Source organism: Listeria swaminathanii (genome assembly GCF_014229645.1).
GTDB classification, from domain to species: domain Bacteria; phylum Bacillota; class Bacilli; order Lactobacillales; family Listeriaceae; genus Listeria; species Listeria swaminathanii.
In genome coordinates, this window is the sequence record NZ_JAATOD010000001.1 from 229,618 (window position 1) to 250,195 (window position 20,578).

At 38.2% G+C, this 20,578-nt stretch carries 20 protein-coding genes; 13 read left to right on the forward strand and 7 right to left on the reverse strand.

Annotation, left to right across the window (positions count from 1 at the left end; genetic code table 11):
- Positions 1 to 130 precede the first annotated feature (130 nt).
- Both HCX62_RS01110 and HCX62_RS01115 read left to right on the forward strand, forming a co-directional pair.
- Entirely contained in the window at positions 131 to 445 is a 315-nt protein-coding gene (locus HCX62_RS01110) for a hypothetical protein (protein ID WP_185573403.1), read from the forward strand.
- 136 nt (positions 446 to 581) lie between these two features.
- Positions 582 to 1,511, forward strand: coding sequence for an LCP family protein (locus tag HCX62_RS01115; RefSeq protein ID WP_185636711.1), 930 nt, complete (start codon positions 582 to 584; stop codon positions 1,509 to 1,511).
- A 47-nt stretch (positions 1,512 to 1,558) separates the two neighbouring features.
- On the opposite strand, the gene HCX62_RS01120 is transcribed toward HCX62_RS01115, so the two are convergent.
- Positions 1,559 to 2,107, reverse strand: a complete 549-nt coding sequence (locus HCX62_RS01120) for a DUF4240 domain-containing protein (protein WP_185636712.1) — start codon at positions 2,105 to 2,107, stop codon at positions 1,559 to 1,561.
- A 218-nt stretch (positions 2,108 to 2,325) separates the two neighbouring features.
- Between HCX62_RS01120 and HCX62_RS01125 the strand changes: the two genes are divergently transcribed.
- Entirely contained in the window at positions 2,326 to 3,051 is a 726-nt protein-coding gene (locus HCX62_RS01125; RefSeq protein WP_185636713.1) for a DUF2238 domain-containing protein, read from the forward strand.
- 44 nt (positions 3,052 to 3,095) lie between these two features.
- Here the strand turns inward: HCX62_RS01125 and HCX62_RS01130 are convergent, their stop codons facing one another.
- Complete coding sequence (locus HCX62_RS01130) at positions 3,096 to 3,761, reverse strand: YoaK family protein (protein ID WP_008946883.1); 666 nt, start codon at positions 3,759 to 3,761, stop codon at positions 3,096 to 3,098.
- 20 nt (positions 3,762 to 3,781) lie between these two features.
- Positions 3,782 to 4,528, reverse strand: a complete 747-nt coding sequence (locus HCX62_RS01135; RefSeq protein WP_185636714.1) for a DUF4866 family protein — start codon at positions 4,526 to 4,528, stop codon at positions 3,782 to 3,784.
- A gap of 316 nt (positions 4,529 to 4,844) precedes the next feature.
- On the opposite strand from HCX62_RS01135, the gene HCX62_RS01140 reads away from it, so the two are divergent.
- The 4 genes from HCX62_RS01140 to HCX62_RS01155 are packed head-to-tail and all read left to right on the forward strand — an operon-like array spanning position 4,845 to position 7,651.
- Positions 4,845 to 5,135 carry a DUF3130 family protein gene (locus tag HCX62_RS01140; protein ID WP_185636715.1) on the forward strand — a complete coding sequence of 97 codons (291 nt, stop codon included), beginning with the start codon at positions 4,845 to 4,847 and terminating at the stop codon, positions 5,133 to 5,135.
- Positions 5,132 to 5,506: a hypothetical protein gene (locus HCX62_RS01145; RefSeq protein WP_185636716.1), complete on the forward strand. Its 375-nt coding sequence runs from the start codon at positions 5,132 to 5,134 to the stop codon at positions 5,504 to 5,506. Before HCX62_RS01140 ends, HCX62_RS01145 begins: the two co-directional genes overlap by 4 nt.
- Complete coding sequence (locus tag HCX62_RS01150; RefSeq protein ID WP_185636717.1) at positions 5,499 to 6,968, forward strand: T7SS effector LXG polymorphic toxin; 1,470 nt, start codon at positions 5,499 to 5,501, stop codon at positions 6,966 to 6,968. The genes HCX62_RS01145 and HCX62_RS01150 overlap by 8 nt, the downstream gene beginning before the upstream one ends.
- Positions 6,956 to 7,651 carry a hypothetical protein gene (locus HCX62_RS01155; RefSeq protein WP_185636718.1) on the forward strand — a complete coding sequence of 232 codons (696 nt, stop codon included), beginning with the start codon at positions 6,956 to 6,958 and terminating at the stop codon, positions 7,649 to 7,651. Before HCX62_RS01150 ends, HCX62_RS01155 begins: the two co-directional genes overlap by 13 nt.
- Before the next feature lie 42 nt (positions 7,652 to 7,693).
- Here HCX62_RS01155 and HCX62_RS01160 read toward each other — a convergent pair whose 3' ends face one another.
- Genes HCX62_RS01160 through HCX62_RS01170 form a run of 3 tightly spaced genes read right to left on the reverse strand, consistent with a single transcriptional unit; the run spans position 7,694 to position 11,959 of the window.
- Positions 7,694 to 9,862, reverse strand: a complete 2,169-nt coding sequence (locus HCX62_RS01160) for a transglutaminase TgpA family protein (protein ID WP_185636719.1) — start codon at positions 9,860 to 9,862, stop codon at positions 7,694 to 7,696.
- The gene (locus HCX62_RS01165; protein WP_185636720.1) at positions 9,859 to 11,007 is read right to left on the reverse strand and encodes a DUF58 domain-containing protein; all 1,149 of its coding nucleotides are present in this window, start codon (positions 11,005 to 11,007) and stop codon (positions 9,859 to 9,861) included. Before HCX62_RS01165 ends, HCX62_RS01160 begins: the two co-directional genes overlap by 4 nt.
- Before the next feature lie 4 nt (positions 11,008 to 11,011).
- Positions 11,012 to 11,959 carry an AAA family ATPase gene (locus HCX62_RS01170; protein ID WP_185636721.1) on the reverse strand — a complete coding sequence of 316 codons (948 nt, stop codon included), beginning with the start codon at positions 11,957 to 11,959 and terminating at the stop codon, positions 11,012 to 11,014.
- 143 nt (positions 11,960 to 12,102) lie between these two features.
- Here HCX62_RS01170 and HCX62_RS01175 point away from each other — a divergent pair, with 143 nt between their 5' ends.
- From HCX62_RS01175 to HCX62_RS01200, 6 genes are all read left to right on the forward strand, one after another.
- Entirely contained in the window at positions 12,103 to 13,698 is a 1,596-nt protein-coding gene (locus tag HCX62_RS01175) for a PucR family transcriptional regulator (protein WP_185636722.1), read from the forward strand.
- A gap of 134 nt (positions 13,699 to 13,832) precedes the next feature.
- Positions 13,833 to 15,116, forward strand: a complete 1,284-nt coding sequence (locus HCX62_RS01180; protein WP_185636723.1) for a cytosine permease — start codon at positions 13,833 to 13,835, stop codon at positions 15,114 to 15,116.
- A complete protein-coding gene (locus HCX62_RS01185) occupies positions 15,117 to 16,217 on the forward strand; it encodes an S-methyl thiohydantoin desulfurase family protein (RefSeq protein ID WP_185636724.1) in 1,101 nt (366 codons plus the stop codon).
- A complete protein-coding gene (locus HCX62_RS01190; RefSeq protein ID WP_185636725.1) occupies positions 16,210 to 17,760 on the forward strand; it encodes a hydantoinase/oxoprolinase N-terminal domain-containing protein in 1,551 nt (516 codons plus the stop codon). Before HCX62_RS01185 ends, HCX62_RS01190 begins: the two co-directional genes overlap by 8 nt.
- Before the next feature lie 688 nt (positions 17,761 to 18,448).
- A complete protein-coding gene (locus HCX62_RS01195; RefSeq protein ID WP_185636726.1) occupies positions 18,449 to 18,661 on the forward strand; it encodes a hypothetical protein in 213 nt (70 codons plus the stop codon).
- A gap of 46 nt (positions 18,662 to 18,707) precedes the next feature.
- A complete protein-coding gene (locus tag HCX62_RS01200) occupies positions 18,708 to 19,109 on the forward strand; it encodes a hypothetical protein (protein ID WP_185636727.1) in 402 nt (133 codons plus the stop codon).
- A 368-nt stretch (positions 19,110 to 19,477) separates the two neighbouring features.
- On the opposite strand, the gene HCX62_RS01205 is transcribed toward HCX62_RS01200, so the two are convergent.
- The gene (locus HCX62_RS01205) at positions 19,478 to 20,485 is read right to left on the reverse strand and encodes an HD domain-containing protein (protein ID WP_185636728.1); all 1,008 of its coding nucleotides are present in this window, start codon (positions 20,483 to 20,485) and stop codon (positions 19,478 to 19,480) included.
- Between the last annotated feature and the right edge of the window lie 93 nt (positions 20,486 to 20,578).

The window sequence follows — 20,578 nt, forward strand, 5'->3', positions numbered from 1 at the left end:
CAAACACTTTGAAAAAAGTTGAAAAAATTAAAGAAAACTTTAGATTTGCCTGACATATTTTTTTCCTATTCATGTCATAATTTGTTCTTATTTGCTTGGTAAAGTAATGGTAACGAAAGGATGATGTTGGATGGAAGAGATGGAACAACCAGAAAAGAAAGTCATTATTCGTGGGAAAGGCATCCACAATAAATGGAAGTGGAGCACGATTATTGTCAGTATTCTTTCTGTCATTATTATTAGCTTTTTAAGTTATCAACTGTATTCAGTTAGTCAAAATACCCCAGAAAATAATACTGGAACGATGCAAGGCCCTGGAGGAAGTGGTGTGCCAAGTGGAACGCCGCCGTCTGGTGAACCAGGTCAAGCCCCGGGTAGCTCGGATGATAGTAGTTCTGATTCCGGGACAAGTGATAGTAGTACAAGTAGCGACGGGACACTTTAATAGCTGTAAGCCCTCTAAAACCTAGAATTTTAGAGGGCTTTTCCCAATCTTTAAAAAATCTTATGGAATTATCGCTCTCTTTTTTTGTCATTTTATTGTAATATGGAGGTAAGTTACAATAAATGAGGTGTGTAAAATGGCAAGACATGCACGAAAAAGAAAAGCGCGTAAAGGGAGAATTTTTGTTACTATTCTAGTTGCCCTATTAATTTTAGTTGGTGTAGTTGCAGTTATCGGTTATTTCCAATATCAATCTAGCTTAAAAGAAGCGCAAACTGAAAGTAAATTAAAAGATTACGAATTTAATGGTGTCAAAGCAGTTGGCGATGAGATTAATGTGTTACTTATCGGCAGTGATTCGCGTGGAGAAGACCAAGGGCGTTCAGATAGCTTAATGATTGCTCATTATAATACGAAAACAAATACGCCAAAACTCGTGTCCATCATGCGTGATACATATGTGGACATCCCTGGACATGGCAAAAACAAAATCAATGCAGCATATTCCTACGGCGGACCAGAACTTGTACGCCAAACGATTAAAGAAAACTTTGGTGTAGATGTGCAATATTACGTAGTAGCCAATTTCGAAGGTTTCCCTAAGATCGTTGATACGCTAGCGCCAGAAGGAATCAAAATTAACGCTGAAAAAGATATGTCGAAAAACATCGACGCAAATATTAAAAAAGGTGAGCAAGTAATGGATGGTAAAACACTTTTACAATATGCTCGCTTCCGTAAAGATGCAGAAGGTGACTTCGGTCGAATTCGCCGTCAGCAACAAGTGTTAGAAGCCTTGAAAGAACAAGCCATTGACGTTGGCGATGTAACTAAAATTCCAGATGTCATCGGAAAACTACAAGGTTATTCTTCCACTAATATCCCAACAGGAACATTAATGTCCATTGGCGCAGATTTCCTACTAGGCAAAACAGAAACAATGGAAAAATTCGCCATCCCAGTTGAAGGGAAATGGCACAATGAGCGAATCGACGGCGCAGGAGCAGTCCTTCGTTTAGACGATGTAGCCGCAAATGCGAAAGCTTTACAAGACTTTTTGAAATAACAAAAAAACACGGAAATCCTCGTTACTGGATTTCCGTGTTTTTATTATTAGAATTTGTCGTTGTTCCACCATTTGGCAAAAGTATTTGGGCAAACCTTTTTAATAGAATCTTCGTCGTCTTCATCCCACTCAAAATCTATTTTAGGTATAGATACTTCTTCAAACTCAATTCTACTCTCTGCTTCATTTTCCGCATCGTCAAAGTCTTTATCTAGTTTGTTCTCGAAAACATCCATCACTAAGTAAGCTACCTCTTCAGCTTCAGGATATTCATCCTCTGTTAACAAATCGAATTCGTCACAAAGCGTATCTGCATTCTCCATAGCGGACATGAATACAGCCTTACCTCTCGTTAGTAACCAATAACGGAAGTAGTCGAATCCATCATCGCCACAGCCACCTAATACTACGTAAGCAACAGCCCAGAGTGACTGATTGTAAGATTTTTTATGAAAGTAATTCCACCAATAATCATAACCAAAAAGTTCATCTTCACTCAACTTTTCTAGTAATTCTTCTAATTTGTTGCCTTTGTCAGAGCTATCAATAATTCCCCAAAACTGATCTTGGGTTAATAAAGATGATACTTTTTTCATTCAATTTTCCTCCAATGGATAGATTTATTATGAATTTAGTATAACAAATCAGAAAATATTGGTAAAGCAACCTAAAGTGATATATGTGGAAATACTAAATATTGCTAATTTCAGACAGAATATTGTCACAAAATATTGACAAATCTTGTTTTAAATTTCTTTTTTCGCTTCACATAGCTTATAATGAATACATATTTTAAAAAGGGGTGAGACGCTTCATGAAAGACAAAACAAAGAAAAGAAAATGGAATTGGGCGCAGATTCTTGCAATTTTTGTATTAGTAACGCTCGTAGTTTCGATGGTTTATGCAACGGTTAATTTAATTACAGCACCGTCTGGCAATGCTCCAGAAGGACAACAAACAAAGGGCGACTACTCACTTATGCTTATGCAGTGTGTACTTGGTGTGGTAGTACTATTTTTACCATCCATCATTAGTAAAAAAATGAAATTCGTCATTCCGAATGCGATGTATATTGTTTTTATCGTTTTCTTATATTGTGCGATTTATCTTGGCGAAGTACGTAGTTTCTATTATTTGATTCCTAACTGGGATACGATTTTACATACGTTTAGTGGCGCGATGCTTGGGGGGCTTGGCTTCTCGATTGTTAGCTTACTAAATAATGATGAACGCGTTACACTTTCGATGAGCCCAGTTTTTGTAGCATTATTTGCTTGTAGTTTTGCCGTATTCTTAGGTGTTTTCTGGGAGTTCTATGAATTTGCAGCCGACAGCTTTGGAATGAACATGCAAAAAACAATGCTTGAAGATGGCACGATGCTTCAAGGTCACGCAGCAGTTGCTGACACAATGGGCGATCTGTTCGTCGATTTCCTCGGCGCTTTCGTAATATCAATCGTTGGTTACTTCTCCATTCGTAAAAATAAAAAATGGATGAAGAACTTCGAATTTAAAAAACTAGACGAAGAAGCGAAATAAAAAAACTGCCAACAAAGTGAGAAATCATTTTGCTGGCAGTTTTTTTAGATAATTTTTCTTTCTCTATCAATAAACATCATTAAAAAGGCGATGAATTGTAGAAATGCACAAACAAGAATGGCGTATTGAGCGAATAACTGAATAAAGAAATTACCAACAACAGCACCAATAATAAAACTAAGAATAACTGAAAAATACAAGAAGCTATTATGCAGATATTGTTTTTCCTTGTACTCAAAATAATCACATAAATTTTGCGTAGCACTCCGCAAATTCCCAATACACATCGTCGTCGCAATCCCTCTACCATGCATTTTTCGGAAACTTTCCACTTGAATCCCACAGACAAAAGAGATCAGCGAATTGGCAATAAGATTTTTATCAAGCGGAATAAATGCAACCCCAATCAAAATCACCACTTCTATCAAAACAGAAAGCTGCCGCCAGTGGAGCCGCCGAATAGCACGCCGGTGAATCAGTTCAGACAGCGCAATCCCAACCGTAAAAGAAACAACCGGCCAAAAATACTGAACAGCCGTAGCCCAATTGCCTTCCGAAATATTAATTCCAAATAAAAGTATGTTCCCTGTTTGCGCATTAGCGAATACTTGTCCTCTTTCGATATAAGAGTAAGCATCCATAAACCCACCTGCGAGAGCGAGCAAAAGCCCCAACCCAATTGATTCTGAAATTTGCCTAGTTCTTGCCATAACTTTTCATCCTTTTTTTCTTATTTATTAACCATTTTTTCGCGCAATGTACTAATTAATGTATTGATTTGCTCGATATTCTGTAACAGTCTTTTCTCGTAATGATGGATAGGAAGAAAGACGCCCAATTCATCTGTGTTTTCAGTGGTTTCTTGCCCGTAAAAAATTCTGCTCGATGGAATAATTTCTTGTATTTGTAAAAAAGTTTTCCAAATAACCGCATAAGCTTGCGATTCACTCAGACCTAATTTTAAAGTGTTAGGAAGGGAGTAGAGCACGAGAATACCTCTTTTTTTATTAATTTTTTTAGTGGATATCGTGAAATCTGGCTCGTAGGAATGCACTGTATCCTCGTCATCAACTAAATAAATCGCGGTTTCGGGGCTAGCAAGATCTGACTGAAATATTTCTTGAAATTTCTCTTGCTCCCGATTAGGAATTTCTGCAATCAAATGACCTTGCGTATCTGTTAAAAAGAAAGGGTTATCTGCTGTTATTTTTTTGGGAATAAGAAAAGCTTGCCGGAGAAGCTCAAATAAAGTTCTGCCGCAAACGCCTAACAATAACGCACTGACATCACTTTGCCGATAGGAGGATAAAATGATTTTAGCCAAAAGTGTGTCGTCTTTCTCAAAACCACGCGTTTCTTGATAGCTCTCTAAATTATCCAGAAATACATCTTTGAACCGCCTGCAAGCTGTCGGATTAGCTAAAATCTGCTCGAAAAGGGTAGCTACATTTTGCTCTTTTGGGAAAATAGTCGTCATTTTCAGGTCTCCTTTATTAATTTGGATTTTTTTTATTAATAAATTTATAAGAAATAATATATTAAGTAGTTTGCTATTTTATGTAAATATTATCTCATATTTATAGAGGAAAAAATAAAAAAATATCATATATTGGATAAATTATCCTGTTATGGAGTAAATTTATAGTTTAATAGAATAGAAATGTTACTTATGTATACAATTTTGTGTGATTGCGCGGTTTTATGCAATAAGTTATAATTTATTAGTGAATATGTGAGCAATTTAATATTCACTAACAATGGGACAAAAAACAACAAAAGAGAGGACAGATGATATGAAAAAAGTTTTAATTCATAGTGGTAAAATGGAAAACCATTCAATAGCCATGAAAAATAGCTTGGAAGGCTTACATTACTCACCCTATGAAACTGGTAATATGCAAGGATGCCAAAGTAATTCAATTGATCAATTACGGGATTCCATTTTGAATATGATTGAAGGTCTTGAATACTTTGTTAAAGTCACGCAAACAGATGCTGGTCGCATTGAGAGATTAGGAGAGCTTTTTGAACAACAAGATAAAAGTCTTGGGCAAAGAATGCAAGGGTTGAAAAAAGCTAAATGAATAAAAAAAATAAAATCGTTAATCAAAAGATTGATTTGATTCAAAAAGAGTTACATGAAAAAGAAGATGAATTATTAGATTTATTTAAAAGAGAACGTGAGATTGAATCAATTGAAGATACTTTACGTGGTTTAGAACAAAGAAAACAAGAGACGCTCATACTTATGCAAAATGTGTATCAAGGAAGTAAGAGTCGAGGACTCACGCAACACATGTTGGAAGCAGGACAAGAAGATAGTCGGAATTTTTCAAGACTTATAAATAGTTTAAAAGAAGAAAATCAAACAACAAAATCGACTTTAAATCATAGAAAAGCTTCCTTGGTAGAAACAAAAAATGGTTTAGAAAAGGAGTTGTTGTTGAATGACTAAAATATCCATCTCTGAGGTATCGGAGTTTTTAAGAATGCTTAAAACAACTAATAATAACGTAGGTAACAATATTACGAGTTTAGAACGAGCGATTAATCAGTATAATGAAGATAATGAATTAGAGGGAGAAGCAATTGCTAGATCCAAAGCATATTACAATAATATATATTTCCCGTTATGTCAAGCTATTCGCGAAGGTATGAGAATCAGTGAGGAGCTTTTAGAGCAATACTTGAATGATTTTGCGTATCAAGTAGATTCATCTTTTGACTGTTGCATTGATGCTGATGGATTGTATGAATTGAGTCAAAGAGTAGACAGACTAGAACGTGACTTTGAAGAATTACAACAATCACTTTCTATTGGAACAAGTACTTTGCATCAAGGGAAGGTTTTAAGATTACAAATGGAGATGTTTAATGCTTGGAAGAAAGAGCAGTTACTAGAAAAATATATTCAATTTGAACAATCGCATGGTAATTTTTTTAGTGGGTTAGAAGAATTAACTTCCCATATAAAACGCGCAGTTCAAGAAATTGATCGAAATATATCATTTGATAGTAGTACGGGTCTATATAATTTGGGGAATATGAATACTTCTATTTTAACAGATTTACAAAAAACAATGAGAAGAACGCAACCAGAACGAGATAAAAAAGCTCTTGAAGAGATTGCCGTGATGGATGAAGATGGAAAAATTATTGGGGTTAATTGGGGGAGAGTTGCTCAATTACTTCGGGAGCCGAACAAATTAACAAGTGAACGACTTCGTGCGTTACAGGCATTATGGAACTCTAGGTTCGATGTAATTGATGAATATGAGCGGGGCTTTTTTGCATTTTTTGCACCGGTTATTTCACCATTATTAGGATTTGAATATAATCAAGATAATGATTACTATTTTACGAATGAGCACTCATTGCAAAGATATGGTGGATTTATGGATTTTTATGATGATGCTGGTTTCTTATTAGGAATGGATTTAGATACTGAAGTAATAACTTTTATTTCGGGAGACAAAGAATACCGTGTGCAGTTATGGAAAGGGAACTACGGACTAGGAGCAGCGTACGGTGGAGAATTGGGTATTTATTATCGTAACGCAAGTGATGCTAATACAAACCCGTACCAAGAAGGATCTGAAAACTCTAAGTTAATTTGGTATCGTTGTGTGGATGAGGAAGATGAGCTTGTTTCAACTTCTACCATTTATGATAAAACTACAGATGAACAACTTATTAGAAACAGCACACGGGATTATGCTGAGAATGGGGATCACTTTTGGAACTTAGCCATTCAAACAAATTTTGGACAAACTAAAGAAAACTTATATATGGTGGAACGTATTGAAATACCAAATGAAGAGCTTAGAAATGATTTTGTAGAAGCATTAAAAAAAGAAACTGATATTAGTAATATAATTATTAATGGAGATGCGGTGACATTTACTTGGAAAAATTAAAAATAACATGTATTAGTATTTTTATGTGTTTAATATTAGTAGCTATGGGAGGCTGTTCAACGATGCAATCATTTTCTAATAAAGATGAAGCAAATAAGTACCTTAAAGAAGCATTAGAAGAAAAATATGGAGAAACTTTTGATATATATCAAGAAGAAAAGTATGCAAATTATCCAACAGCGGATTCTTATAGTGCTATTATGATTGCAGAAAATGCCCCAGAATATAAATTCCGAGCGTGGGCAAGTAGTAACAATGAATTAAAGGATAATTATGCAGCGAATTTTTTCTCAAAAGATGCTGAAAAAATAGTTGCAAATATAATCAAACAAAAGAGTTTTATTAAAGATACAACTGTGACCTTAGAAGCGCCAATTACTGAAAAAAAATGGACGCTTGAAGATAACCTTACCGATTATCTTGAGCAAAGCGGTGCATACAATAAGGTGAATGTAACTTTAGAGCCAAATTTAGAAATGGATGTATATGTGAATCAAGTAAATGAACTACTGAAGGGATTATATAGTTGCGGCACAAATATAGAACTAAAAGTAAATGCCAATAATTTACAAATGTTTTATTATAAATTCTCGAATCAAGGGACGAAGGAACTTACTCAAGAGATAATTAAAGAGAAAATAATCGAGGAACAAGATATTAACCGTTCTAGAGGGGGAATCTAGTTATAAAGTAGGGTGCCTGTGCTATAGCACAGGCACCCTACTTTATTTTTTATTTTTGTTTATGAGCCCAATAACTTGCTCAACAAGTCCCATTTCATCCGAACTCATCACTTTTTCATCCAAACCATTACTATAAACCTGAGCTTCATAAATTTTAGTCAGTCGTGAGAAATCAGCTGTTTTTAAATCCGCATCAACTCTCACCGCAAAATGACGTAAAGTTTCACTTGATTCGCGCACATAACCATAAGAAGCGAGTGACTTCAATAGTTTATGATACGTTTTGCCAAATGCGGGTTTGTTTTTCAGTGAACGAAGCAATAAATAACTACGAATTCTGCGTCTGAATAATACGACTAACACAAGTAATGCTGTAACTAATCCAGCGGGAATCCACCAAAACCAAGTAGGAATTTTGAAATTAGAGGCCGCTGTTTCTGTTTTAGGTTCTTCTTTTTTCGTTGCTTCACCAGTGGAACTGCTGCCGTTATCTTGTTCCGGTGTTTTTTCTGGGGTGTTTGGTGTTTCTGGCGTGCTCGTGCTATCGTTCGGTGTTTCTGGTTTATTAGCGGTTTCGGTTGTTGGTTCTTGGAAGTCTTCTGGGTTGGAGAACGTTGCTGTTGGCTCAAATGGAACCCAACCAGTACCTGGGAAAAATACTTCCGGCCAAGAATGCGCATTATTATTTGTTATCGTGTACGTGGATTTCGCATCATTTTCTTTTTTCTCGCCCTCGCCGGGTGTGTAACCTTTGGCCCATCTTGCAGGAATCCCAAGCGAACGAAGCATGACTACCATTGAAGTAGAAAAATTATCACAATAACCAATCCGCGTTTCAAATAAAAATTGGTCGACATAATCGGCTCCCCTAGGCGTTTCTTTCGCATCATCTGTGCTATAAGTAAACGTGCCTGAAGAGCTTAGATAGCTTTCGATAGCCTTTGTTTTATCATAAATGGAATCAGCGTCTTTGGTAACTTTATTAGCCAGTTTTGCAACCCGATCCGGTAACTCACTAGGTGTTTGCGTATATTTCGAAACAAAAGCGCTCGATAATGTACTAAAATCAGCGTTCTGCATCTTTTCAATATTATAAACAGGTGTTTTTACTTGGACAGTATAATTTTTGATAGTATCTACCGGTCCAACTCTTTCAATCGTCAAATTAGCACTAAACGAATCCACCGCACCATTAACCGTCTGCGTTCCGTACGGGTAAGGCATGTAGTCGCTAGAAGAAGCAAAACTAATTTCAGCCGTGTTTGTAGGACCAGTTGTTTGTTCTGTAAGTTGAATCGGGAACGTATCACCAGAAGAAAAAGATACCACATCGCCTGTGTTTGCATTTGCCCAGCCGGTACCAGTGTAGTTAGTTTTCGACTCTACACGCCAGTAGTGGCCTTTATCCGTACGTGCGGTAAATACAGTGCCGTTATCCTTTTTGAGTGCACCACCAAGCGTTGTGTCGTCTTCACTATAGCCAACCGTGCGCGTAGTATTAATCCCAAGCGCATTTTTTATCGTCGGTACAGGATCTGGGAAAATGGGAGCCTTTTTCGGAAGCATTAACGAACTAAAAACAAAAACCGCCAGTAACATAATCACGAAAACATGATAAAAGAGACCATTTCGTTTCAAGGAATCCGCACTTATTCGATTTGGTGCTGCAATTCGGCTAGCCAGCGCAAGATGAAGTAGTAGGAATCCTTCCAATACGGTCCGAACAATCGCCCAATTACTATTATAATCTGTAAAAGTATTAATAACCGCTAAATAAGCAACCGTTAAAATTAACACACTCATAATTCGCTGTTTGCGCAAAATACTATAAGTAGTAATATAACTCAAAAGCCATAACGCAATTAAAAAGACGATTAAAATAAAGTCCATAGAAATATCGGACGAGCGGAACTGCACCATATCTTTAAATCCATTAAAGGTAATTTGGAAAAAAGAACTAAACCAATTCGCGGACAGAATACCACCTTTAGCGTAATAAATTCCTGAAACGATGAAAATCATTACGACATGAAGAGGGATGGTCCAGTAATATTTCAAACGGAGGAAAAAACTGCCGAGAGAAATAGTGATAAATAAAATAATCCAATTTGCGGTGGAGAGTTCTGTCAGTTCGGCAAAAGGATAAATCCACTCGGAGATAAGTAAAACCGATAGAATGAACAGCATTACGAGCGATAAGTATCTTTTCATTTAGTTTCACGCTCCCGTCTGCTTAGAAGACTCGCTGGCTCAAGGAAAATCGCTGGAGCATCCATCGCTTTGGAATGTTCTGACTGAAATGTAATAATTTGAAGCTGTTTATTATCCGTTAAACGAGTCACTTTTTGCATTAACATCGTATCAATACACGGCGTAAATAAAAGGATTTTCTCGCCAGCATGTAAATTGCTATCAAGCGATTCTTGTAGGGTTAAACTATCTACCGGTGCAATCTCAGCAAAAGCAATCGAAATATCTTGAAGTCTATTCGCGCCTTTCGCTGGAGCAAATTTACTCGTTTGGTCGCCTAGGAGTGTAACGCGAATTTCCCCATTATCTTCGGAAATTTTGCGGATGAATGAGTAAGCAGCCCGAAGTGATAGTTCGAAATTTGGATGGTTAGCTCCATAAAAAATGACTGACAAGCGTGATGTTGCGCTATTTTCGAATTCCCGAGTCATCAATTGGTCACTTTTAGCAGAAGATTTCCAGTCGATAAGGGAAATCCGGTCACCGGAAGAAAATTCGCGCAAACTGTGTAAGTTGCTATTTTTCTTGAGCGTCCAATAAGCTGCATTGCGTTCGTTTTCCGGAGAAACTTCACTGATTTTTTCTAGCATATCAGGAAAATACGTCGGGTAAATAGTGAGCGTTTTTTCGGTCGACAATTGGCGCGAACGTTCCAGTAAACCGAATGCATCACTCGTTTCCACGTCTAGCGGCGGGAATGAATGAATCCCACGAACACCGGCAAATCCAGCAAGCGTCACCGTGAAATTCTTTTTGAAAAGCGGGTAAACTACTTGTTGTCGTGCGCTCACTTTACCAAAACTAGCAGGTATTTTTTGTTGGAACAACAAATAACCCACTGGATAACGCGATTTTCGAGAGAACGATACTTGCATATCGACTAAATCGCCATCATGGTAGGTATTTTTAATGAAATTTCGATTTGTTTTCCACGCTTTGAGCGGATAAATCGAGGACAAAAATAATAATAATAAGATAAAACTAAAGAAATAGGTTAAAAACCAACTAGCTGTGTCGCCTTGAAATAACGTATAAGCCCAAAGCCCAGCATAAATAATTAGCATAATAATCCACCGAGATGCTAAAAGGAGGCGTTTTTTCAACATTGAGTTACCTCTTCTCTACCGGAACTGACGTGTTTTTCAGAATGGAAGCAATAATGGATTCGGCTGTTTCCTCATTATAATAAGCTTCAGACTTCAAAATGAGACGATGGGTGAAAATATACGGCGCTAAATACTGAATATCATCAGGAATCACATAATCACGACCTTCAATAAGCGCAAAAGCTTGAGCGGCTTGCATAAACGCTAACGAGCCACGCGGACTAATCCCAAGCGAAACAGAAGGGTGTTTTCGGCTCGCATCGACTAAACGAATGATATAATTTTTCAATACATCATCAATAAAGACTTGTTTGGCTTTATTTTTTAAATTCAACAATTCTTCTAGCGTTACAACTTGCTTCGTTTGGTCAAGTGGATCTTGGTATTGTTTTAAAGTAAGTAGCTGCATTTCTTCTTCAACTGTCGGATAGCCGATATTGATTTTAAGCAAAAATCGGTCTAATTGGGCTTCTGGCAAAGCGTAAGTGCCTTCGTATTCAATCGGATTTTGCGTCGCCATTACGAAAAACGGATCAGCGAGTTTGCGCGTAATCCCATCAACCGTCACACTGTTTTCGGCCATACCTTCTAGTAAAGCGGCCTGCGTACGCGGTGCAGTTCGATTAATTTCATCGGCGAGAACAATATTTCCCATAACTGGACCTGGACGGAATTCGAATTCGCGCGTTTCTGGGTTGAAAATCGAAACCCCGGTCACATCAGCTGGGAGTAAATCTGGTGTAAATTGAATTCGTTTAAAGGAAACCCCGATTGTTTTTGCGAGTGTGCGCACCATCATTGTTTTACCAACCCCGGGAACGTCTTCCAGTAATACGTGACCACCCGCAAGTAGGGCAGTTAAGCTTAATTTAACAACATGTCGTTTACCGACGATAACTTTTTCAACTTCATTAATAATCTCATTTATTTTAATGGATGGCTCTATAGACATAATTTGCCTCCTATGTTTTAGTCAGAATATGTGTATTCATGGTTTAATGCTACTATAATCAACCTTGAATGTAAAAGATTTAACGTGGCATGGACTTTTTCTAGGAGATTGTTTACACTTAGAATAACTGGAGGTGGCGAACTTTGAGCGTTAAATTGGCTGATTTAATGAAATTACCATCTTTAAAAGAAGCGAAAGTAGTATCTGGGAAATCTGGATTATCGAAGCTAGTTTCGTCTATTTCTGTTTTAGAATATACAGAGGTAGCTCTTTTAGAAGATGATTTATTTGATAATGATGAATTTTATGGCAGTGAAATAGTTTTATCTGCTTTTGTAAATATTCGTGACGATGTCGAGGCGCAGTGCCGGACGATTGAACGATTACATAAGGTTGGCGAGGTAGCTTTAATTCTTTACTACGTTGGTATATTTGTGCCGAAAATTGATCAAAAGCTGATTGATTTTGCAAATGAACTTGATTTTACCATTATCGTGATGCCAGAAAATGAGATGTCGCTTAGGTATAGTGAAGTGATTTATGAAGTAGTTGAAGCGATTGTGAAGCAAGAAATGACGGATACCAACTTTGTCACCGAGTCGTTAGAACAAATTTCGAGTGTGCGACCTCCGCAGCGGAATATTGATACGACGCTGAAAATCCTGTCTGACAGAACCCACACTTCACTCGTTTTAACCGATAATTCTTTTCAAGTAATTAATTCAATCACTTGGCCGCGAACACGCCACTGGGATTTTGAAAAAGTGATTGAAGCTTCTAAACAAATAAATGAAAATGAACTCGTGGAACTCCATTTGGATGAACGTGATTTCTATACGGCCAGAAAGCCGATTTTTCAAGATGGAATGCAGGCAATGCACTTATTTATGATGAAAGAAAAAGGGGCGCTAACTGCTGATGTAGTGTTGCAAATTACTGAGGTAGTCCAAGTATTTATGAACTTGTGGGGTCGCAACTATGTTGAAATCAGCACCGCCGAACTAATGAAGGCAATTTTGAATGATGAAAGTGTGAAGATGCGCCGACTTGGTAAAATTTTAAATATCGATGTTTCTTCTATTAAATGGATGTGGCTCGTGAAAACGGAAGAAATTCGCGACAATGAGCGGGTTTTGAGCGAACTAAAAAGCTTTGTCGCTAGCCATTTTGATGTTTCTTTGATTGATTTATTTGAAGATAATATTGTCGTTTTGCTGGATAATTCAGTTGCACAGCGCGACCGGACGCATACGGCCAATGAGTTTGCGATGATGATGAAGGAAATCGGGATAGAGCTAAAAATCACCGTTTGCCAAGGAATGGAGCAGACTTCGGATGTACAGAGCGCATATTCACTCGTAAATGAATACAAAAATGCCGCCAATGCGATTTACGCTAATAAGCCGATTTATTCACTTCAAGAAATCGATTTTGCTGCCAAGTGTGTGGGCATTGTTAATTGCGGCGAATTAGCGATTGCGGAACAAATGAAGCCGCTAAAAGCATTAGATGATAACGAAGAATTAATTGGAACGTTGTCAGTATTCTTGCTAGAAGGCGAGTCGAATTATAATCAAGCCGCCGAACTGCTCTTTTTGCATAAAAATACGATTAAATACAGGATTCAACGAATAAATGAGTTACTGCAATATCCGGCGACAAAAATTCCAGAGTCGTATAATCTCTATTTAGCTGTAGCAATTCGTCGTTTACTTGGCGAAACAAACAATAATAATTAAAAACAGCACGATTTTTGTCCAAAGTGACAAAGATTGGGCTGTTTTTTTTCAATTCAGATAAATACAAATGATAGCTAGTTCTTATATAATTAGTCCTTAATAGAACAAATTCAAGAAAAAAGGGGCGAAACATTATGACAGAGAAAAACACAGTTGAGCAGACACAATCCTGGCAAAGTTTGGCATTTTTATGGACTGGCGCAATGATTTGCGTACCGAGTCTCCTTGTAGGTGGAACGCTTATTTCGGGCATGCCTCTATGGGAAGCAATTTTAATAGCACTTTTAGGATATGGAGTTATTGTCTTATTTATGATATATCAAGGAATGCAAAGTAGTGACTTAGGCATTCCGGCAGTTAGTGTAGCATCGCAAGTATTTGGCGAACAAGGATCTAAGAAAATTATATCGATTCTTTTAGCAATTGCTTGTCTAGGCTGGTTTGGGATTCAAGCAAACGTCTGTGGTGCAGCATTTTCACAGTTCCTCGGTATTTATGGAATTAATGTTCCAATACCAGTATCTTCCTTGATTTGGGGAGTAATCATGTTACTATCAGCTATCTATGGTATTCGTATTTTGAGTATTTTAAATTATATTGCAGTTCCGATTTTACTTTTTGTATGTATTTATGGCTTGGTTGTTTCGTTAAACAATGGCGGGCTTGCGATTGTTGAAAATTATAAACCAGCAAACAGCATGTCGTTCATGACTGGGCTTGCGATTACAATCGGCTCGTTCGCATTAGGTGCCGTTATTGCCGGCGATTACTCGCAGTATACAAAATCACGTAAAGACGTTGTTAAAGCAGCGATCATCGGCATTTTGCCATCAGGTGTTTTAATGATTACAGTTGGTGCGGTTCTCGCGCTAACAGCTGGAACGGCAGATATTTCGGTCGTATTTACCAATTTAGGTTTGCCAGTACTTGGAATTATCGGTTTGATTTTGGCAGCTTGGACAACCAATGCAGTTAATGCGTTTTCCGGCGGGATCGCGATTATTAACGTTTTCAACATCTCTGAAAAATATCATAAAGTAGCCGTAGCAGTTGCTGGTGGGCTTGGAACACTGCTAGCTGTTATCGGTATTCTAAACCATTTTGTACCAATTATGTCCGTACTTTCAGCGATGGTTCCACCAGTTGCCGGAGTAATGATTGCATCTTACTGGATCGTTCAAAAAGGCGACAAATCCAAATGGGCACCAGTTGCAGGCGTTAACTGGCTTGGCGTAGGATCTTGGTTAGTAGGTGCTGTGATTGCAGGGATTCCAGTCATTTTGACATTCTTCCCTTCACTACCACAATTACCAAATCAACCACTTATCGGTATTATTTTGTCACTAATTGTTTATCTCGTTGGGGCGAAAGTATTGAGTGCGAAAACGGAAAAAGTAGAGAACTTGGAGGGAAAATAAATGCGTTACTTAGACGAACAAGCTATTGAAGATATTGCGATTGGTGCGGCATTTTTAGGCACTGGTGGCGGAGGAGATCCGTACATGGGCAAAATGATGGCCCTAACAGCGATTAAAAAATACGGACCAATCCAACTGTTATCTCCAGACGAAATCGCGGATGATGATTACTTTATTCCAGCAGCAATGATGGGAGCACCATCTGTACTTATAGAAAAATTTCCAAAAGGGGACGAATTCGTTCGCGTCTTTGAAAAACTAGGTAAATATGTAGGAAAAGAAGTGAAAGGAACATTCCCAATGGAAGCGGGCGGCGTTAACTCGATGATTCCAATCGTTGTAGCAGCGCAACTTGGTTTGCCAATGGTCGATTGTGATGGCATGGGTCGAGCTTTCCCAGAACTACAAATGGTTACTTTCCATTTAGATGGTATTTCCGCAACGCCAATGGCTATCACCGATGAAAAAGGAAATATTGGCATCATGGAAACAATTGATAACAGATGGACTGAACGACTTGCACGCGTGACTACGGTCGAAATGGGCGCAAGTTCGCTTGTTAGCTTGTATCCTTGTAATGGTGCGCAAATTAAACAAAGTAGTATTAAAAATATCGTGACACTTTCAGAAGAAATCGGTAAAGTCATTCGCGAAACATCAATTGACGAAGCAGAAAAACTGCAAAAACTATTGGATGTGACGCACGGTTACCATTTATTCGAAGGTAAAATCACTGATGTTATTCGTGAAACGCGCGCTGGCTTTAACTTTGGCCGTGTGAAAATTGACGGGCTTAACAAAGATGCAGACAGCGAAGTCATCGTCCATTTCCAAAACGAAAACCTTGTTGCAGAGAAAAATGGCGAACCTATCGCGATTACACCAGATTTAATTTGTATGGTGGATTTGGAAACACTGATGCCAGTAACGACAGAAGCGCTAAAATATGGCAAACGTGTCCGCGTGATGGCACTTCCAGCTGATGATGCTTGGCGTACCGAGAAAGGCATCGAAACAGTTGGGCCGCGCTATTTCGGCTATGATGTCGATTTTGAACCGCTAGAAGAACTTGTCAAAAAGGAGGAACGCCGCCATGTATAAAATTGGAATTGACGTTGGTGGTACAAACACCGATGCCGTTATTTTAGATGAAAATCAAAAACTAATTCATAGTGTAAAAATGCCAACAAGTGAAGATATTGAAACAGGAATTACCGAGTCGCTTCATCGCGTGCTGAGTGAAACTGGAATTGATCGCTCGAAAGTAACACACGCCATGCTTGGAACAACGCAGTGCACAAACGCGATTGTGGAACGTAAAAAATTAGCGAAAGTGGGCGTTCTTCGTTTAGGATACCCTGCAACAGCATCCGTTTTACCATATACAGCTTGGCCGGAAGATATGGTTGGCTTTTTATCTGGAAAATATAAACTAACTGGTGGCGGCTATGAATATGATGGTCAGGTGCTATCAGAAATTAACGAAGCAGAAATTCGTGAAACATTGGCTAGTTGGAAAGGCGATGTAGAATCCGTTGCAGTTGTTGGCGTCTTCTCTTCTTTGAAAAACGACCAAGAATTAGCTGTTCAAAAAATTATCGAAGAAGAAGTAGGCGCGGATATTCCCGTTTCGATTTCCTCTTCCGTAGGTTCAGTTGGACTAATTGAACGCGAAAATGCGACGATTTTAAACGCAGCTCTTTTCAAAGTTATTGCGGCAACAAGTGACGGTTTCGAAAAAGCGTTAGAACAAGAAGGAATCGCGCACGCGGAAATCTATCTTTGCCAAAATGACGGGACGTTGATGTCGCTTAATTATGCAAGACAGTTCCCGATTTTGACGATTGCTTGTGGACCAACGAATAGTATCCGCGGCGCTTCCTACTTGGCGGGACTAAAAGACGCGATGGTACTCGATGTTGGAGGCACGACTTCTGATATCGGCGTGCTTACAGATGGCTTCCCAAGAGAGTCCTCGCTTGCAGTCGATGTTGGCGGCGTGCGTACCAATTTTAGAATGCCCGATATTATTTCCATCGGACTAGGCGGAGGTAGCGTCATTCGCGAGCGGGACGGCGAAATAACGATTGGCCCAGATAGTGTTGGATATCGTATTTCCGAAGAGGCGCTAGTTTTCGGTGGTAAAACGATGACAACAACAGATATCGCAGTTCGTCTAGGCATGGCGGACATTGGCGACGCTCAACTCGTTGCGCATATCCCAACCAATTTTGCTGAAAAAGCGTATAAATTAATCGCCGACATGACCGAAGATGCGATTGATAAAATGAAAACCAGCTCAAGTAGCGTCAATCTAGTACTTGTTGGTGGCGGTAGCGTCATTATCCCTGATGAAATTCCCGGCGTCGCAAAAATTTTCCGCGACAAAAACGGCCCAGTCGCCAACGCAATCGGCGCATCCATTTCCCAAATCAGTGGACAATACGAACAAATCTACATCTATTCTCAAATCGAGCGGGAGGAAGCGCTCCAAGATGCTGAGCAAAAAGCGAGAGAACAAGCAACTCTTGCCGGTGCAGTAGAAAATTCGATTAAAGTGGTCGAAGTGGAAGAAATCCCATTAGCGTATCATCCAGGCAATGCGACCAGATTACGCGTGAAAGTTGTGGGGAATTTGGTTTAAGAGAAGTGAATAGTGGAGCAGTGCTGACTTCAGGCTGGAAACGAAGTAAGAAATTACTTTGTTTCCAGTCTGTTTTTTTGGATCCATAGGCTTTCTAACCAGCGATAAGAAGCCAGAAATCAATTAGTAATTATCTCTTTAGGTGACTTGGTTACTGATTCTTATCGGTGAAGCTGGTTAGGAAATATAGATACGCACAGCATGCGAAAAATATTTGGCTACCAGCTTTATAAAAAATGGATAGGATTAGAATTAATTCAAGTCTTGTTGAATCATTCATCACACTTCGCTACATCGGTATTGAGCAAGAAGATAAAAATTCAGGCGGATATCGGTTTAAGGCTATAAGATAATGTTGCTGTGAATAAATATGCTTTATATACAAAGGCGTTTGTATTTAATTAGTAATAAGCACAGATAAAACGACAGTAAATAGTCTCTAAAAGTGAACTATTTGGGACTTTTTCTTTTTAGATGTATAAAATCCTGCATACAAGCGCAAATTGGGGTGTTTTTGACAATATTAACAAACTAAAACTCGATTTATGTGGAAAAAAAGGCTATTTCATCCAAAAAAACGTCGTTCATGACAAGAATCAGACATTTCATTACTTTTTTGGTTATACATGGAAGCATCATGCTAATATTGTGTTGTACTAAAAAACATACAAAGAGGAGAGAGTGCAAAATGAAAACGGCAACTCGAAAATTACAAGCAAAGAAATGTGTATGTGTTTTATTAGCAGGAGGAATACTGGTTAGTGGTATGGCATTTCCCAATCAAGCTCAGGCAAGTACAGGTGAAGAACAACAAGTGAACACGGAAAAACAAGAATTACAAGTAGAAACGGGTTTGACAGATATGGAAGTAAGTTTAGCAGATAAATATGTATCACTATAACAGTGAGATCGATGAGTTTCAATTAGATAAATCTATTGAACTCGTAATGAAATCAGACCAGGTGAAAGTCGTTGAAAATTATATAAAGGAAACAAATAAACAATTACAACTATCTAAAACTAATAAAAAAGATGAAGTATATGCAATCTCGCCAACGGGTGAAGCAGATAGAGTAAATCCTAGCCCTAGAATGATGCTTAAATCAGCTGGGGTAACTAGAGTGGATTATCGCTGGAATTATTGTAGAATCAAAATCAGTGCGAAAGCTTTAAAATTTGCAGTCGGTAGCGGCATTGCAATCGCTGGAGTGTATGCACCTGCTAGAGCTGTTCAAGCTGCATGTTCAGTTGCTGGTATAGCTGTTTCGACTTCGAACATCAAACATGGAGTATGGTTTGATTATAATTATTTCACTGGGATTTTTATGGGCAAAGCTGGGAAACAATAGTTCGTTAAAAAGAGGTGTACAATGAAAAAAATATTGGATGATACATTTTGGGTTTTTGGTATAGTATTTGTTTTGTTGCTAATAGCATCTTATTTTCTCCCAATTGGTGAAATCATAGAAGATGCTAGAGTATTTCTTCTAGTGTTTTTCATTTTGAATATTGTGGGAAAATATTTACTGAAGCAGAGAAAAGAAAACAATAAATTTCGCTAGTACCGACAAAAAATGAAAAAAGAAACATTGTAAATAAGGACGTATGTTTGTGTAATATATTATACAAACATACGTTTTGTTGTTTTTTTGGTAGTCATGAAGAAGATAAAATGTATAGATGAATCTTCCTAAGTAAGAGTATTTAATTTATTATATTAAATCATGCTTCTCAAGTAAGAATTATCATTAATACCTAACTTTTTTCTTACTTTTATGTAGATGCCGTGCTTACTTCTCTTAGACGCCCAAGCATTCATTTCACGTACTTTTTCCGAAAGCTCATCAGCCGGAATAAGCCGCCTATCCACCAAAACAGACGGATTAATCAAACGCATTTTCTTCTTATGATGGTAAGTAAAGTCCACATCATTTTCTTCCAAATGGACACTCGCGAGCAACTGGATTTTCGCGCTTGCATCCGGATTCGCATTCAATTTAGCCAACAATTCAGCATCAGTCAACCGGAGATCCGCCGTTGTAATCGTCTCTTGCTGAAACGCAATGCGCATTGCCTCAGCCAAAATCTCATAACTATAAACATTCAGCGGATCATAAAAATAATCAATCACTTCCGAATAATATTGCTCAACAAACCATTCTGCCGCAGTGATATTCGCCAAGTAAAGCCGACCATCCACCATTACTAAATCCTGCAAAAATTCTTCCACCTCAGCTAAACTAATTTTCCCATGGCGATACAAATCTTGCAGCGTATAATCAATCCGGTCAGCACAAAGCTCCGGCGCTTCTTGCTCCAAAATCTTCCATTTCGAAATATCATCAAAAATTCCTTTATAAGAATAACCATACTTCTCTAAAATAGCAGGAATCGTCGAAGTTTTTACAAAATCCTCAAAAATCTGCTCATGATAATTTTCCTCTTCAAAGTCAAGCGCATAATCCACCACATGCGAAAAAGCAGTGTGCGATACGTCGTGCAACAATCCAGCAATTTGCTCCTCTAAAGAACTACCGAATTTTCGAATAAACAACATCACGCCAATCGAATGGTCAAGCCGACTAAGGTTCCAAAGCGGATTTACCAGATAACTCGAGCCACCTTGATGGACATGAGCTAGCCGGGAAACCAATGGACTTTGGATTAGTTCAGCTAAAACAGGTTCTATTTCAAATGTTCCGTAGAGCGGGTCTGTAATTTTCATTTTATTCACCTCTTTTTTTAATTATATATTAGCGAACAAATCTTTCCCATGTTTTCCCTAGCAATTCCAATCCCACCTGAGATACAATAAACC